Below are 16,482 nucleotides of genomic sequence, written 5' to 3'. Positions count from 1 at the left end.
TTGACGCACGGCGCGTTCCATGATCATCCATTAAATAGAACAAAAATTCTATTTTGACTAGGTGAGGAGTTCCGGCAAATGAAATCTCTTGGCATTGGCCTGATTGGCACAGGTTTCATGGGAAAGGCGCATGCGCTTGCATTTGGTGCAGCACGGGCTGTTATGGGCGATGTGCCGGAGTCTCATCTTGCGGTTTTATGTGATACGCCTGTCGAAAAAGCCAAACAGATGGCCGACCAGTTTGGCTTTGCCAAAAGTACTGCCGACTGGACATCGCTGATTTCAGATCCGGATGTCGATATCGTCTCGATCACCACGCCGAATGCGCTTCACTTCGAAATGGCTATTGCCGCCATCAAGGCAGGCAAACATGTTTATTGCGAGAAACCCTTGGCTCTCACGCTGGATCAGGCGCGTGAAATGCGCGATGCCGCGCGCATAGCGGGTGTCAAAACCATGGTCGGGTACAACTACATCAAAAACCCAGCATTCACACATGCCTGTCGGCTGATCCAGGGCGGTGAAATAGGTGAGATCGTCCATTTCCGTGGCTGGGTGGACGAGGATTATCAGGCTGACCCGGCACTGCCCTGGACATGGCGGGCCAAGATTGCCGATGCTGGTCTTGGGGCATTGGGGGATATGGGATGCCATCTGGTATCAATGGCATATGGCCTTGCCGGACCAATCGACAGTTTGATTGCCGATATGCAAACCGTTCACACCACGCGCCCTCTCCCTGATGGAACCGGGCGGGCCAAGGTCGAAAACGAGGATACGGCATCCGCCTTGGTCCGGTTCGCCAATGGCGCTCAGGGCAGCCTTTCGACATCGCGCTCGGCATGGGGGCGAAAAAACCGGCTGGCTTGGGAGGTTCATGGCACCAAGGGCATGATCTGCTTTGATCAGGAGCGCATGAACGAGTTGCAGCTTTATCGCAATTCAGGAGACAAGGCGCAGCAGGGTTTCACCACCATCCTGACCGGCCCGGCACATCCGCCCTACGGCGAATTCTGCCCGGCACCGGGACATCAGCTTGGCTTTAACGATCTCAAGGTCATCGAAGCCGCCGCACTGCTTTGTGCGATCCGCGATGACAGTCCGGCCTACCCCGATTTCGAACACGCTTACGAATTCGAAAAGGTCATTCATGCAATCGCGAAATCCGCGACTGACGGGACAAGGGTCTCGCTGTCTGAGGTATAGCTGTCACGTGCCGCAAAAGGTGACATTCGAGATACAGCAGAATCAATTACTTGGCATTTCCGATTGCCTCAAAAAGCTGCCATTTCTCTCAAAGTACTTTTGCAGGTCTATGACTTTCTCTGCCTGAAACGGTCAAACGCTACGGCAATTACTATGAACGATCCAACAAAAGTTCCCTGCCAAAATGTGCTTATACCAAGCAAAATAAGGCTGTTGCGGATCACTTCAATCAACAATGCACCGACCACGGCACCAAACGCAGTGCCACCACCACCCGCAAGATTGGCACCGCCGATGACAGCAGCTGCAATGACGGTCAACTCCATGGCCTGACCAAGATTGGTCGTAACCCCACCGAGCCAGCCAACTTCCAGGATCCCGGTAATACCTGCCATCAGGGCTGAAAACATATAAACGCTGACTTTGATCCGCGCGACGGGAATACCGGTCAGAACCGCTGCATTTTCGTTACCGCCAATCGCGAACAAGTGCTGGCCCCAACGCAAATGTCTGAACGCGAACGCCGTCAGGCAGGCCAGAATCACCATGATGATCAACGGATGCGGAAGACCGAGGGTTGAACCGCCACCAAGCCAAAGCAAAAAGTCGTGATCCGGCCCGAACTCATAGATCATTTTGTTATCAGAAAGCACCATTGCTAGACTGCGCGCGACCGACAGCATGCCAAGCGTCACAACAAATGGCGGCATTTTCGCATAGGCAATCAGCACGCCATTCACCGCCCCCACAAGCAGCGAGACACCAAGTGCGGCAATACAACCGAGCCAAAATGGCATTCCCGCAGACATGATGACGCTGACCGTCATCGCGGAGATCACCAGCGTGGAGCCAACAGAAAGGTCTATCCCGCCGGATGCAATAACCGCCGTCATGCCAAGCGCAATGATCCCGACAAACGCAAAATTGCGGGTGACATTAAACAGGTTGCGCTCTGTTGCGAAACTGTCGGTCAGGATCGTCAATGCCAAGCAGGCAAAGACAGCCGCCATAAACACCCAAAAAATCTGCTGGCTTGTGATCCGTGCAATCAGCCCATGATGCTGAGAACGATTGATGACTTCAGCAAGAGTCGGCGTTGCCATGTTCATTGTTTCCTTTTTTAGGTCCACTCATGCGTGCTCAATCGCGCCGGTAATCAGGCCCGTAATTTCTTCTGGCGAAGACTGCGATGCTTTTTTGTCTGCAACAAGTTCGCCGCGCCTCAGGACAACAACCTTGTCGGCGACCTCAAAGACATCGGGCATTCGGTGGCTGATCAGAACAACGGCGATACCCTGATCACTAAGCTGCCGGATAAGGTTGAGGACTTCCGCCACCTGCCGAACAGAGATCGCAGCCGTTGGCTCGTCCATCAAAACGATCTTGGCATCACTCAAAAGGGTCCGTGCGATCGCAACAGCCTGGCGCTGCCCGCCGGACATTTTGTGCACCAGATCACGGGGACGGGTTTCCGATTTCAATCGCGCAAACAGTTCGGCGGATTTGCTGCGCATGAAGGCATAATCCACAACCTTGATCGGCCCTATCCTGCGGGTTGGTTCACGTCCCAGAAATACGTTAGACGCTGCACTCAGATTGTTGCAAATCGCCAAGTCTTGATAAACGACCTCTATACCGGCTTTCTGTGCATCCAATGGTTTGTTAAATGCCACTTTCTTATCGGAAATAAGGATATCGCCCGACGTCGGGGCAAAGTTCCCCGCAATCACCTTGACCAAGGTGGATTTCCCCGCACCGTTATCGCCCATAAGTCCGACAACTTCGCCCGGCGCAATGGCAAGTGACACGCTATCAAGCGCCTGTATGGCACCATAACGTTTGGATATGTTTTTAAGTTCAAGCACATTCATGAACACCCCCCATATCTGCCGATCCACCTAATGCGGTAACAAGCAGACGGTTTTCTTTTGTGATTTATGGTTTTTGCAGCAAGCCCAGCGCCCTTTCGGTATTTTTTCTGGTGCGATAGGCTGCAAATTGTTGATCTGCCAGAACACCCAGCAAAATCACAGCGCCCATCACTGCGAAATTCAGCGAAGATGGAATACCCAGCAAATTCACCAGGTTCTGCAGTTCTTGTAGCAACACGGCCCCAAGAACGATCCCGATCACTGAACCTTCGCCGCCGCGCAAAGAACATCCACCCAAAACAGCCGCCGCAATTGCATAAAGCTCGTAAAAATTGCCGTGCGAAGACGGCTGGACGGACTTGGTGAACATTGCGAAATATATCGCCGCAATCGATGCGAGCACGGCACAGATCACATATGCCATCACCGTGACGAAACGGGTGTTTATCCCCGAAAAGCGTGCGGCTTCCTCGTTCTTGCCGACCGCGCAAAGATGACGACCAAAAACTGTGTGATGCAAAACAACCCACATCACCGCCGCTACAATCAGCATCGCGACGAACGAGTGCGGGACGCCGAAACTCCGCCCGATTGTAAGCCATTCAAGCTGAGGATAACTGGAACCAAAAGGAAAGCCAGCCGTTGATTCCGCTGTGTATCCACGTGCGATGCCGCGATAAATCAAAAGCCCGCACAAGGTAACGACAAATGGCTGCAGCCTAAATCGTGTAATCAGGATACCGTGCGCCAGTCCGATCAGAACACCAAGGCCTATGATGATCGCTACGGCCAATGGCCAGGGAACACCGAACTTACCGACCATGTCGACAAACAACACACCAAGCAGCGCGATCACCGATCCAACGGAAAGATCAATACCGCCAGTCATAATGACAAACCCTTGTCCAATGGCAAACAACCCAAACAGGCCGATAAGATTTGCGGTATTGCCGAGGTTGATGGGCGATAGAAACAGCGGGTTGCGCATATAAACAATTGCGCCAACCACGATAATCAGAATGCCAAGACCGATATCTTTTTTTTGCATTTCTCAGGCCTCTTCCAGCACTTTACCGACGGCAAGATTGAGCACATTGCTCTCGGAAAAGCGAAAGCGCGGCAATTCCCCAGTAATCAGCCCGTCTTTCATCACGACAATCCTGTCTGAAACCCCGATTACCTCTTCCATATCGCTCGATATCATCATCACCCCTACTCCGCGATCGGCCAGCGATCGCATCAATCCATAAATCTCGGCTTTTGCACCGACATCGATCCCCCGGGTCGGCTCATCGAAAATGATGACTTTGGGATCCATGGACAGCCACTTTGCCAGAACGACCTTTTGCTGGTTTCCACCAGACATTTCATTTGCTGCCCGGCGAACATCATGTGTCTTGATCGCCAACGCACTGCGCTGGGATTCCGCCACAGCGATCTGACGCTTCTGGGAAACAAGCCCGCGTGATGTGTATGCCGGCAAGTTGGCCATCGTGACATTTTCCAATGTCGGAAATTCAAGGATCAACCCGGCCCGCTTGCGGTCTTCGGGCACAAGATAAAGCCCTGCTGCGATGGCATCGGCCGGGCTATGGATCTCGGTCTTTCTGCCATCAATCAGAATTTCGCCACCAAGCTTGTCACCGACACCAAAGATTGCCTCGGCCAAGTCTGTACGTCCTGCCCCGATCAAGCCCGCAACGCCAAGGATCTCGCCCGCCATCACATCAAAGCTTGCCGTGCGATCAGGTTTGCCTTTGATCGCAAAATTTTTGACGGAAAGAACGGGTTTGGTCGCAGGCACCGAAGGTGGCGTGTAAAGAGCCTTGAGCTCTCGTCCGATCATCATGCGGATCATCGCGTCATGCGTAACTGCCTGACGCTCAAGCACCCCGACATTATGGCCATCGCGCAGGACAACCGCACGGTCGACGCATTCCTCCACTTCGCTCAGGCGATGTGAAATATAGATGACGGCAATCCCTTGCGCCTTAAGGTCGGCAATGACCTTAAGCAACATGTTGGTCTCAGAAAGTGTGAGACTTGATGTCGGCTCATCCATGATGACCAACCGCGCATTCATCGACAACGCCTTGGCGATTTCCAGTAACTGGCACTCCGCCAAGGACAATGTGGAAACCGGTGTTTCTGGCCTGAACGGCGCGCCAACACGCTCTATCAGCGGCTCCGCCATTTTATTCATGGCTTTGCGATCCGTCAGCCGCAAAGGCCCGCGCACCAGTTCCCGGCCAAGGAAGATGTTTGCGGAAACATCCATGTTATCGAAAACATTCAGTTCCTGATGGACGAACGCGATCCCTGCTTGTTGGGACTGTTTGACGTCAAAGGCGTCATACTGCTGTCCATCAAGAATAATTTTCCCGGATGTCGGCGCGATCAACCCGCCGAGAATCTTCATCAGGGTCGATTTTCCGGCCCCGTTTTCACCCAGAAGTCCAACAACTTCGCCAGCTTTGATCTGCAATGAAACATCATTAAGGGCCACCACACCGGGATAAACCTTGGTGACGCCTTCAAGTCGCAGATCAAGCCCATGCACTGCACTCATATACTCGGCTCCCCAATGTCCATTCGACATCGTTGGAAAGGTGCGAGCAGGCGCACTCGCAGATTTCACACGCCCGCTCGCTAGGCAGGGGGAAGAAAATTACCCGCCTATTCTTTCCTTAACGACAGCCTCGAACTCATCGACATTGGATTTGTCGATCACCTGGGTCGGCACGATGATCAAACCATCTGCGGGCACCTTCGACATATCGCCCTCAAGATAATCCGCCATCAGGTGCATGCCCTGATAACCCCACTGGTACGGGTCCTGAACAACCGTGCCAGCAAAGCTGCCCTCGCGAACCGCGCCAAGCGTTACAGGGTCTTCATCAAAGGCAACAACCGTCACCTGCCCCAATTTGCCAGCAGCCTGCAATGCTTCGTAAATTTTGGGCGGGTTGTAGGAATAGAACCCGACCATGCAATCAATGTCGGGATTTGCCGCAAGCACGTCATCGACGTTTGACCGCGCACGTGCAAAGTCGACATCATCACCACGCACATCGACAAGCTCGATACCGCTGCCTTCAACCGCCTGACGGAAACCGGCGATACGCTCGATCGCGTTGTCGGCACCAAGGAACCCGACAAAGCCCATGCATTTTCCACCGTTTGGCAGTGCTTTCACGGCAATCTCACCAGCCTGAACGCCAGCAGCAACGTTGGATGACCCAAGATAGGCGATGCGATCACTTTGCGGGGCATCACTGTCGGTGGTAAAGAGCGGCACCTGGGCCGCAATGCGATTGAACGCATCAATAGAGTTCTTTGGATCGGCCGACGAAATCATTATCGCATCCGTTCCCCCGGCGACCAAATCATCCATCAGCGCATTCTGAAGTGCTGCGGTTCCCTGTGCAGGATACCGGAACTGCAGCTCATATTCGGGGAGTTCTGCCTGTGCGGCCTCGACCCCTGCTTCTGCCAGTTTCCAAAAGTCCGAAGCAGCATTCACCACGAATGCAAGCTGCTGCTTTTCTTGTGCGAACGCCCCGCCAGCCAGAACCATTGACAGGCCGAGGGTTGCGAATGTTGTTGCAAATTTCATGCGTTTAATCCTCCCGATTAACAATCCGCACGACTGTATTTATAAATTATCTGTGCGGCTCATAATTAATAATATCATTAATAATTTTGGATCAAGCGTTTTTCACCCACGGCTGTGTAAGTTGATGGTTTTAATCACAGATTGGCCCACGTTTTTTGCTCTTCGCTCGCAAAAACCGCGTCAAGAACACGCATGGAGGCAATCGAATCCTCGATGCCGTATGGCAAACCTCTTCGTGTCAGAATGGCCTGCGCAAACATTTCCGCCTGTTCGGTATACTGATCACACGCAGGCACGATCTCGCAGCCAGCCAGACTGCCATCCAGGCTCTCGCCTGCATCGACAATCAGGGCGGTTTCTTTATCTGCCGGCGCATTGTAGGGGATCATGATTTCGGCCCGTGCCTTCGTGCCAAACACATTCAAGGTCTGATACGGGCACAGTTGCGTCGAAACCATGAATGACAATTGCCGGCCGCCGCCAAAGTCCGCAACCACACTCGCCATCCGATCGGTTTTGAATGCGGGATCTCGATCGATCAGGGCCATGACGCGCACCGGCTCGTCTTCGAACAAAAACCGGCCCGCCGTGATCGGGTAGCATCCGATATCCATGATGGCACCACCGCCGGCCTCTGGCCTGTTGCGGATATTCTGGCCATCATCGTTAAAGTAACTGAATGCCGCCTGGATCGCCCTGACCTCACCAAGCTCGCCGCTTCTGACCATCTCGCGCACACGTATCCATTGCGGGTGGTAGCGCACCATAAAGGCCTCTGCGACCGACACATTTTTCGGACACGCACGTAGCCGTTCTGCATCGCGCGCATTCAACCCGATAGGCTTTTCACACAGCACATGCTTACCCGCCTGTGCCGCAGCCAGCGTCCAGTCGACATGCATGTGGTTTGGCAACGGGTTGTAAATCGCGTCGATTTCCGGATCAGCAATCAACGCCTCGTAGGACGCGTAAGACTTCTGAATTCCAAGGTCATTGGCCACCCTCGCCGATCGCCCTGCATTGCGCGATGCAATCCCCAGCACATTCGACGAGGGTGATTTTTTGATTGCCGGAATAACTTTCTCCACGCCGATATTGGCCGTCGAAAGAATGCCCCAGTTGATTTTTGTTTTTGTCACGTTGTCTTCCGCCCTGTGTAAGTCCGGATAAAAATCGAGCCGGATCTGATCAACAAATCCGGCCCAGTTCATCAAGGATTGGTATTAGTTATCCGCGCAAAAACCCGGATCCGATTGATTGCAAACATCCAGCCCCGTATAGAGTGGATCATCTACCTTTTTGCCATTGATAAGTTCGATCATCACATCAGGTGCCCGATACCCCATTTCAAACGGACGCTGACCGACCTGCGCATGACTACGTCCGTCGCGGAATGCCTGGGTTTGCGGAGGAAGTGTATCGCCCGCAATCAGGATCAGCTCCTTGGATTTCAGCCGGTCCATGACCTGATCTGTAACCTGGGCATAGGCTTGCGGTGCGAACTGTGCCCAGCCGCCAATCAGAATAAAGGCATCAAGATCGGGATTTGCCGTGAAGGTGTCGGCCATCTGCTGGTTGGCAAGATCGACCTGATCATTGGTAAAGAGTGGACACCCTTCAATTTCCGTCCAGCCATTGCTGTTCGCAAGGCGCTCCGTGCCCTTAGCCCCTGAAATCGTGTCGCGGAAGCCAGAAGCACGCGCGTTGATATTGTCCGCCGCAACGTTCCCCAACTGCAAACATACCGCTCCCCCATCCGGCTTAAGCATCATGGCTTCTTCGGCCATTTTGACACCCATCAGATAGTTGTCAGTCCCCAGATAGGTCGCACGCAAGTCGCGATCTTTTTCAAGGAAATCGGCATCAATCGTCATCACCGGAACATTCGGGTTGATCTGACGAATTCGGTTTGCCATCGCCGGCGCATTTGACGGCGAAATTGCGATTGCGGCAACACCGCGGGTCAACAGATCATCGACGATCTGAACTTCACCAGCCTCATCAGCACTGGATGCAGGCCCAGTGTACAAACACTCATATTCAGAGTCCATGTTCTCCGACATCCACTTCTGACAACCCAGATTGATTTGCTCGAAGAACGGGTTATCCAAGCCTTTCACCACAATGGCCAATGTCTTTTTCCCATCGGCATTTGCAGCGCCAACACCTGTCGCAAGAATGAGCGCAGATGTGAGAGTTAGTAACATTTTATGTTTCACGTTTAGCTCTCCCTAGTTGGTCTGGCCCGGAATTGATTACCCCGGATACCAGATTTTCCGAGGATCGCTCGGGCTTCTTTCATATGCCCAGGCCCGCTCGATCATCTCCTCGAAATCTACTTGCGGCCGCCAACCTAGTGCGTGCCGTGCCTTGGTGTTATCAAGCCAGTTGCTGTGAAACGGTGTGGGGATTTCCACGGGTTCCATATCGCGCGTTCGCACCAGGTAATCTGCGACCTGCGCGTAATCGACCGGCTCATCCATAGAGATATTGAAAAGCTCCTGCAGCGCAGCAGGGTGATCGAGGGCCGCCATCAACGCAGCGACCAGATCATCGACATGCACAAAGTTACGCTTAAGAGCTGCGCCCTTTTTATCACGCATCAACGGCACAAAACTGCCCTCGGCAAGGCGCGCAGCCTTTTCCGCGCTTATCAAGTCGCCCCAGACCGGACCACCAAACTGGTCCGGACCAAACGAAAGCGCATATTTGAAATCATCTTTTTCCATGATCCAGGGCGCACGCAAAACGGTACCATTCAGGCCATACTGGATCTGATATTGTTCGATCATCACCTCTTCAAGCACCTTGGTCAGCGCATAACAGCCGCTATAAGCCTGCCGCGGGGAGGTTTCTGTGATTGGTGCCGGATAATCCTTGAAAATGTGCCCAACAGAGCAATCGCCACCTATCAGAATGAACTGCTTAAGCGTCGATGACTGGCGCGCGGCTTCCAGAAGCAGGAACATCCCCTTGATTGCAACATCAATGACCAGATCGGGGCTTTCTTTCACCGCCGCCATATGAAGAACGTGGGTGACCCCCTCCATCGCGTACGCAACAGCTTCAGGGTCCGACAGAGACCCCGTAATGACCTCTACCCGTTCACCAGCTTCGATCTTGCGGTTATGACACAGCGCCACGACCTTGGCCGGTGCATACCTAGGGTTATCAAGAAATGCCGCCAAAAATGCCTTACCGACCTTACCGGTTGCACCGGTAATCAAAATTTTCATTAATTATCCTCCCTATTGAATTAATAATATTAATTAATAATATGGAGTCAAGTGACCTCAGGATAGAATGCCGATATAAATTCAACTGGAAGAATGATTACTAATTATGCCGCAGGCGCGGCAGACGGCTTGTCTTGATCGTCTTGAATAAGGTATTACCAATATCGGCTTGGTGGTTCAGACGTGCGCCAACCTGTTCAACTCCAAGGGCGAAAACGCTGTCTATCGGTCGTTTTTGCACCATCTGACGCAATCACTGCGAAATATCGGTTGGCTAAAAGACCAGAGGCAAAACGAGTTCAATGTCGCAAAAGAAACATTACGGTGGCAAAAATCGCCCGACGATGATGGATGTTGCCTCGATGGCGGGCGTATCGCAGGCAACAGTGTCACTGGTCCTGAACGGGAGCCCGGCCAAACTGACTGAATCAACGCGTCAGCGCGTGATCGATTCTGCGAACAAACTTGGCTATCAGCTTGTTCGACGTGAAAACCAGGTTGCGCCAAGCAACAAGTCACGATCCGTCATTATCTTCATCGCAGATGAAATCAGCACCGATCCATGGATGGCACTGGCCTTTGAAGGGGCGCACAACAAGGCCCTCGAATACGGGATCAATGTTTGCCTCGCAGTCAGCCACGGCAATGCGAACATCGAAGCCAGCATCGTCAATCAGCTGGCAGACTCGAACGTCATCGGGATCATTTACGGTACAATTCTTACCCGACTGGTGGAATTGCCTCCGATCCTTTCAAAAAAGCCCACTGTGCTTGTCAATTGCTACGACAGCACCCGCACCCTCCCGTCTGTTTTGCCAGGCGACCTTTTGGGGGGACGGGCGGCAACTGAACGCCTGATACAAGCCGGTCGCAAGCGCATTGCGATCATTAACGGGCAAAAAGGTGTCGACGCCTCGCGCGACCGTCTCAAGGGATACCGTCAGGCACTTTCAAGCAACGATATACCGTTTGATCCGGCGCTTGTCAGGCCAGGCAACTGGGAGCCCTCAACCGGTTATTCGATGACCCATGAGCTCATGGCACTCGATAATCCACCGGACGCGATTTTCTGTGCCAATGACCTGATGGCGCTTGGTTGTTTTGACGCGCTGCGCGAACTGGGGAGAAGTATACCGGACGATGTGGCTGTGATCGGCTTTGACGACCGCGAAATCGCCCAACACACACACCCTGCCCTCACGACGCTTATTCTACCTCACTACGAAATGGGCGAAATCAGTGCCGAACTGCTAATCGACAGCGTTGGCGGCCTTTTGGCAACGCCAAACCAGATCAAGGTCGAATGCGTTATGGTAGAACGCGATTCTGTCGAGAAATCCGAAGAAAATGCTTGAATACCCCGAATTATGACAATTCAGGCGAGTAAGTACTTCTGACTGATTTTGGAGGGGAAGATGAAGAACGATGGAGCAGTGATGACATTCTGTAAACACTGCTGTCACGTACCATAAAGTCTGGCACCTTTCCTCCAGCCTGGAGCCGTTTCGCGCTTCGGGAAGAGATATTAGGCTTACGCCAATGACTAAGTGCCCCGCAGCCAACCGAAATCAATTTTTGTCTGTGCCGGAAACGTCATCGCCAACCATGCTTTGTCAATTGCCATAACTTGGGTCTGGTATTGCGTGAAGGTCTTGTAGCTCAATTTGAACCCTGCCTCCACTTCCGATACTGACGTCGGCTCATACAGTTTTAGCGGCACAGTCATACCCGTTGTTAGTACCTTTCCCAAGCTTTCCCGTCCGACCCAAAGTATGGATGCAGCCTCATACTCATTCAGAGACAGTTTGAAGAACTGCTGCCTTAAGCGCGCGTTAACATCACTCAACACGGACACAACATCGGCCTCAGCCAGGTTTTCAACATCAACGCCGATCGGGTGGCCTTTATGGTGAATAACGGCAACACAAATCTGGTCCGAATGAGAAATCGAAACACCAAGTTCACAACATCTGACAGATGCGCCCATAATAATAGGCTGGTGAAAGACACCACTGCCTATGGCGACATCATTTGGTAACACATCATCCAGATGACATTCCAAAGCAAGCTTCGCAGCCAACCGTCCTATCGTGAAACTGTCGCGTCGTTGAGGAAACTCGAAGCCCAGCCGTACTTTCTGTTCCTGTGTGTGCAGATATCTGTTCGCCAGACTTTCGGTTTCCTCCTGACCAAGGCGTTGCCTGTATATTATCGCAATGGTTGCTTTCAAAATGTCCGTGGCTGCAAAGCTTCCGAAAGATCCATCCCGGGTTAATACCAGTTTTCGCACGACGCAACTTTCCGGAAACATGGTGTTTAACCTCATACTTTTCAGACTGCTTCTGTATGGCCCGACGCAAACGGTTGCTTTCCCAAGCTTCATTCAGGGAACCACACACATTCTCTGTACACAGGTGCAGGATGCAAACTTCATATACCCAGCACAACTAATTAATTGCGAATGAGTATTATTTTTGATAACCCCTTAAAAACCCATCACCTTAGTCAGGTATGTGACTTGGCAATAACTGACCTCAAAAAACTCTTCCAGTCTCACCAAAGGGAATTGCAGATTTATCTGACGCGTCTTTTGCGTGATGCGGATACAGCAATGGATCTGACACAGGAGACATTTTTGCGTATGTCGGAACATGCCAGCCCCGATAAGGCAAACAAAGTCACCTATGCCCGTTCCTACCTGTACCGCGTTGCCCATAATCTTGCGATTGATCATGTCCGGGCGCAAAAGCGAAACCCAATCGCAGGCGCCAAAGACATTCCCCTTGATGTCATTCCCAATAATTCACCCTCACCAGAACAGATCGTTGGGGGGCAATCGGAACTTGAATATGTACGTCGCGCGCTTGATGAGCTACCTGACAAAACGCGCGAAATTTTTACTCTTGTACGCATTGAAGGGCTGACCTATCGCGAAGCGGCCGAACAACTAGGTATTTCTGACAGTTCTGTTCAGAAACATGTCGCGCGCGCAATTGCCCATGTGATGAAGCGCATGCGGGAAAGCCGGTCATGAAACTGCACAAAGTTTTTACGCATTTCTTGCAGTTTTATCGTCCAACAGATAAGGACGCTTTGTCCGAATTGTCGGCAAGTGCAGGTTGGTAACGTGAGCCAAATGCGAAAAACACAGAAAAACATTGATCTGACCGCGGCCAATTGGGTTGCGAAAATGGTCAATGGTGACCTCAGCGCATTTGAGCATGAAGAGCTCAATGTTTGGTTGGATGCAGCGCCGGAAAACCAGCAAGCTTTCATAGAGGCCAATAACGCGCTTGCTGTAATGGATGATGCGATCAAATCGACAGATCGCACAACCGAGAGTCCTTCATCAGAGGTTGTTGAGCTTAAGCATCTGGCAAAACCGCCATCCAAAGCCTCGCTGGCAAAGAAACGTCGCTGGGGCTATGTCGCACTTGCCGCAAGCTTTCTGCTGGCGATTGCTTCAACCCGCGTTATGGTTGGTGATCCGATCGTTTTCCTAAGTGCTGATTACCACACTGCTGTTGGGGAAGTTCGGGCCATTACACTTGAGGATGGTAGCATCGTCACCCTGGGACCCGATAGTGCAATAGCGGTTCAGTTTACCGATCAAACCCGAAATATCGCATTGATTAGCGGACTTGCAGACTTTCAAGCGGCCCCGATGGAACATGCGGACAAGCGTGTTTTCACCGTCACCTCGCCGCATGGCCAGGTGCAGGCTTTGGGCACGCGGTTTATCGTTAACAGTTTTGATGGCCACACCAATGTGGCCGTGCTGGAACATCAGGTTGAAGTCAAACCGAACTCGGCAACATCAAAACAAATAGCGATTTTGGCGGAAAATCAGGCCGCTCGTTATAACCGCCATTCAATCAGCCCAATTTCGACAATCAATCCTGAAAGGGCGCTTAGTTGGCAAAAAGGCAAGCTGATATTTGATCGCGTTACTCTGCGCGAAGTTGTCTCGGAGTTCTCACGGTATCAGCGCGGCAAAATCATGATTGCGAACGAGACTGCGGCACGCAAGCTTGTCAGTGGTGTCTTTGATATGACCGATCCTCAGGCTGGACTTGAACTGATTTCACGGGAACTTGGTGTCCAAAATATCTCGATTACCCCCCTAATGACCGTTATTTACTGAGCATAGCAGCGATCTGAAAAGCCCGGATTTCTCCGGTTTCCGGTCCTTACCGACACAAAAATCAAAAAAACTGAAATTAATCTTACTGAGTCTGACCGCAAATCCCGTCTCACCCAACACAAGCAAATGACAATCATTTGCGTTTTGGAAAAAACTTTCGAGAATGGGGGTCTGCGTAATGCAGGTAATAAAAACCGGCAAAGCTGGATTGGTAAACGTGTTTGGCCATCGTCTGGCACATAGTGTCAGCTTGGTCGCATTGGCTGCGGGTATTGTTGTTGCTGGAGTATCCACGCCTGCAGCCGCACAGCAAAATACAGAAACACAAAGTGACGCAGCATCCGCAATCGATTTTTCCATCCCGGCACAGGACCTTAACCAGGCGCTTTTGACCTTTGCCAATCAAACCAATCTGCAACTCTTTTATGATGTCGATCGGGTTGCCGGATTGCAGAGCACTGCCCTTATCGGCACGCATTCCCCTGCTGAGGCATTGAGTATCCTGCTTTCCGGCAGTGGCGTCAGCTATCGCTTTACAGGCAAGAACACGGTTTCCCTCACCAAACTAGAAATATCAGACAGCAGTGGAGCAACCGTCATTGACCCGCTCTATGTCGAGGCAAACGCCCAGGACTCAGAGGATCTCGCACATGGCTATGTCGCTACGCGAAGCAGTGCTGGTACAAAAACCAGCAAAGCTCTGATTGAAACGGCCAAAAGCATTTCCGTCGTATCCGGCCAGGAAATCGAGGACCGCGCCGTTGCGAGCATCGAAGATGCAGTTGCTTATACCGCAGGGGTAGCAACCAACAATTACGGATATGATCCGCGCTTTGATCAGGTTTATGTGCGGGGCTATCCGGTACATATCTACGGCGACTACCGAGATGGCTTACGCCAGATGACAGGCGTCTATGCAACGTTTCGCACCGAACCCTACAGCCTTGAACAGCTTGAAATCGTAAAGGGCCCCACAGCGGCACTTTACGGGCAATCAACACCAGGCGGCTTACTCAACAGCGTTACCAAACGCCCTCATCTTGGTGCAAAGAACAATGTCTATGGCCGTTTCACCAACACGGACTCATACGAAGGCGGGTTTGATTACAATCTCGGCCTGACAGAAAACGGGACCTGGGCATCACGCATTGTTGGCATGACCCGCTTTGGCGAAACCAGCAACGAAATTCAGGATGATCGGCAAATGTTCGCGCCAACAATTCGTTGGCAACCCAATGCAGATACAGATCTGACTATCTATACCTTGTTCCAGCATGACGAAACGGATGCCTCGGCAACCCTTCTGAACCTGAATGGCGAAATCCTTGATTACCGCACCAGCGACGCGGATTACGACTATCAGAAACAGGATCAGTTTCAGGTCGGCTATGATCTGACCCATGATCTAAGCAACCTGCCTGTTACCTTGGCCCAGAAGGCGCGGTTTGGATACTTCGATCTTGAAGCGCGGTACCTGACTGGCGGCGTGACCGGCGGCGGCTGGAAGAACTCAAACACGGAATATCACCGCGCAGCACAAGCTGTTGAGGAAACCCTCTGGAGCGCGCAGGTCGACAACCAAGTCATCACGACTTTCGAGACCGCTGACGCCAAACACGAAGTAATGACCGGTCTTGATCTGATGTATTCAAAGTCGGATTACCGTTTTGGCTCAAGCGGTGTACTCAGTGATTACATCTTCTATCTCAATGACCCAAATCGGTCGATTTCGGGCACGACACCAGCTTACACAACATTTGATGACGTAACCTACAATCAGTCCGGTATCTATGTTCAGGACCAGATTGAACTTGGCAACTGGCATCTTAATGGCGGTGTGCGCTTTGATTATGCAGAACGCAAACGTATCAGCCGACTAACCAATACGGGTTCAACCGACTACAATACCGCAACGACCTTTAACGTTAGCGCCCTTTATGCCTTTGACAATGGCATCTCGCCTTATGTCAGTTGGGGCACATCCTTCTTGCCTAGCACTAGTCAGGACTCTGAAGGCAAAATGCTCAACCCGACCGAGGGTGAGCAGTATGAAGCCGGCATCAAGTTCGAACCGGTCGGGTTTGATGGCTTCTTCACGGTTTCCGCCTATCGCCTGACCGAGGACAACGTCGCACGCTATGCTGGCTACAGTGGCTCTATCGGTTCGTATTATGACTCAATTGGCAAAGTTGAATCGCGCGGACTTGAGATTGAAGGCAGTGCCAATGTAACTGAAAATCTTAGCCTGGTTGGCAACCTTGCCTACAACAATGCCAAAATCGTCAAAGGTTCCTATCGCGGTAATACCCCACTTGTGACACCGGAAAAGGCTGCATCCTCTTGGGCAAACTACAACTTCAATCAAGGCCCTCTTGATGGATGGGGATTTGGCGTTGGTGTTCGCTACAC

The 16,482-nt window shown here is 51.9% G+C and carries 14 protein-coding genes; 5 read left to right on the top strand and 9 right to left on the bottom strand.

Annotated features, from left to right (window positions below; translation table 11 throughout):
- Positions 1-78: 78 nt before the first annotated feature.
- Positions 79-1,206 (top strand): Gfo/Idh/MocA family protein, encoded by a 1,128-nt coding sequence (locus tag B2T33_RS10475; RefSeq protein ID WP_286791958.1) that lies wholly within the window; start codon positions 79-81, stop codon positions 1,204-1,206.
- A gap of 107 nt (positions 1,207-1,313) precedes the next feature.
- Here B2T33_RS10475 and B2T33_RS10470 read toward each other — a convergent pair whose 3' ends face one another.
- The 8 genes from B2T33_RS10470 to B2T33_RS10435 all read right to left on the bottom strand — a co-directional run bounded on the left by B2T33_RS10470 (position 1,314) and on the right by B2T33_RS10435 (position 9,929).
- Positions 1,314-2,309, bottom strand: a complete 996-nt coding sequence (locus tag B2T33_RS10470; protein ID WP_286791957.1) for an ABC transporter permease — start codon at positions 2,307-2,309, stop codon at positions 1,314-1,316.
- 27 nt (positions 2,310-2,336) lie between these two features.
- A complete protein-coding gene (locus tag B2T33_RS10465) occupies positions 2,337-3,077 on the bottom strand; it encodes an ATP-binding cassette domain-containing protein (RefSeq protein WP_064779987.1) in 741 nt (246 codons plus the stop codon).
- 64 nt (positions 3,078-3,141) lie between these two features.
- Complete coding sequence (locus B2T33_RS10460) at positions 3,142-4,065, bottom strand: ABC transporter permease (RefSeq protein ID WP_286791956.1); 924 nt, start codon at positions 4,063-4,065, stop codon at positions 3,142-3,144.
- A gap of 63 nt (positions 4,066-4,128) precedes the next feature.
- Positions 4,129-5,646 carry a sugar ABC transporter ATP-binding protein gene (locus B2T33_RS10455; RefSeq protein ID WP_286791955.1) on the bottom strand — a complete coding sequence of 506 codons (1,518 nt, stop codon included), beginning with the start codon at positions 5,644-5,646 and terminating at the stop codon, positions 4,129-4,131.
- A 99-nt stretch (positions 5,647-5,745) separates the two neighbouring features.
- A complete protein-coding gene (locus B2T33_RS10450) occupies positions 5,746-6,693 on the bottom strand; it encodes a sugar-binding protein (RefSeq protein ID WP_083952669.1) in 948 nt (315 codons plus the stop codon).
- A 134-nt stretch (positions 6,694-6,827) separates the two neighbouring features.
- A complete protein-coding gene (locus B2T33_RS10445; RefSeq protein ID WP_286791954.1) occupies positions 6,828-7,832 on the bottom strand; it encodes a Gfo/Idh/MocA family protein in 1,005 nt (334 codons plus the stop codon).
- An 84-nt stretch (positions 7,833-7,916) separates the two neighbouring features.
- A complete protein-coding gene (locus B2T33_RS10440) occupies positions 7,917-8,900 on the bottom strand; it encodes a substrate-binding domain-containing protein (RefSeq protein WP_197145690.1) in 984 nt (327 codons plus the stop codon).
- 48 nt (positions 8,901-8,948) lie between these two features.
- Positions 8,949-9,929, bottom strand: coding sequence for an NAD-dependent epimerase/dehydratase family protein (locus tag B2T33_RS10435; protein ID WP_197145692.1), 981 nt, complete (start codon positions 9,927-9,929; stop codon positions 8,949-8,951).
- A 302-nt stretch (positions 9,930-10,231) separates the two neighbouring features.
- Here B2T33_RS10435 and B2T33_RS10430 point away from each other — a divergent pair, with 302 nt between their 5' ends.
- Positions 10,232-11,284: a LacI family DNA-binding transcriptional regulator gene (locus tag B2T33_RS10430; protein ID WP_197145694.1), complete on the top strand. Its 1,053-nt coding sequence runs from the start codon at positions 10,232-10,234 to the stop codon at positions 11,282-11,284.
- Positions 11,285-11,472: 188 nt separating this feature from the next.
- On the opposite strand, the gene B2T33_RS10425 is transcribed toward B2T33_RS10430, so the two are convergent.
- On the bottom strand, positions 11,473-12,240 hold the full coding sequence (locus B2T33_RS10425) for a 4'-phosphopantetheinyl transferase family protein (protein ID WP_286791953.1): 768 nt from the start codon (positions 12,238-12,240) through the stop codon (positions 11,473-11,475).
- A 150-nt stretch (positions 12,241-12,390) separates the two neighbouring features.
- Here B2T33_RS10425 and B2T33_RS10420 point away from each other — a divergent pair, with 150 nt between their 5' ends.
- The 3 genes from B2T33_RS10420 to B2T33_RS10410 form a co-directional block, all read left to right on the top strand.
- Positions 12,391-12,963, top strand: coding sequence for an RNA polymerase sigma factor (locus tag B2T33_RS10420; protein ID WP_197145697.1), 573 nt, complete (start codon positions 12,391-12,393; stop codon positions 12,961-12,963).
- A 78-nt stretch (positions 12,964-13,041) separates the two neighbouring features.
- Positions 13,042-14,073 carry a FecR family protein gene (locus B2T33_RS10415; protein ID WP_197145699.1) on the top strand — a complete coding sequence of 344 codons (1,032 nt, stop codon included), beginning with the start codon at positions 13,042-13,044 and terminating at the stop codon, positions 14,071-14,073.
- Between the two features lie 178 nt (positions 14,074-14,251).
- The coding region (locus B2T33_RS10410; protein WP_286791952.1) for a TonB-dependent siderophore receptor at positions 14,252-16,482 on the top strand (2,231 nt) is incomplete at its 3' end.

Source organism: Thalassospira sp. UBA4513, from assembly GCF_002388495.1.
GTDB lineage: Bacteria > Pseudomonadota > Alphaproteobacteria > Rhodospirillales > Thalassospiraceae > Thalassospira > Thalassospira tepidiphila.
This window is presented reverse-complemented; position numbering and strand designations above follow the sequence as displayed.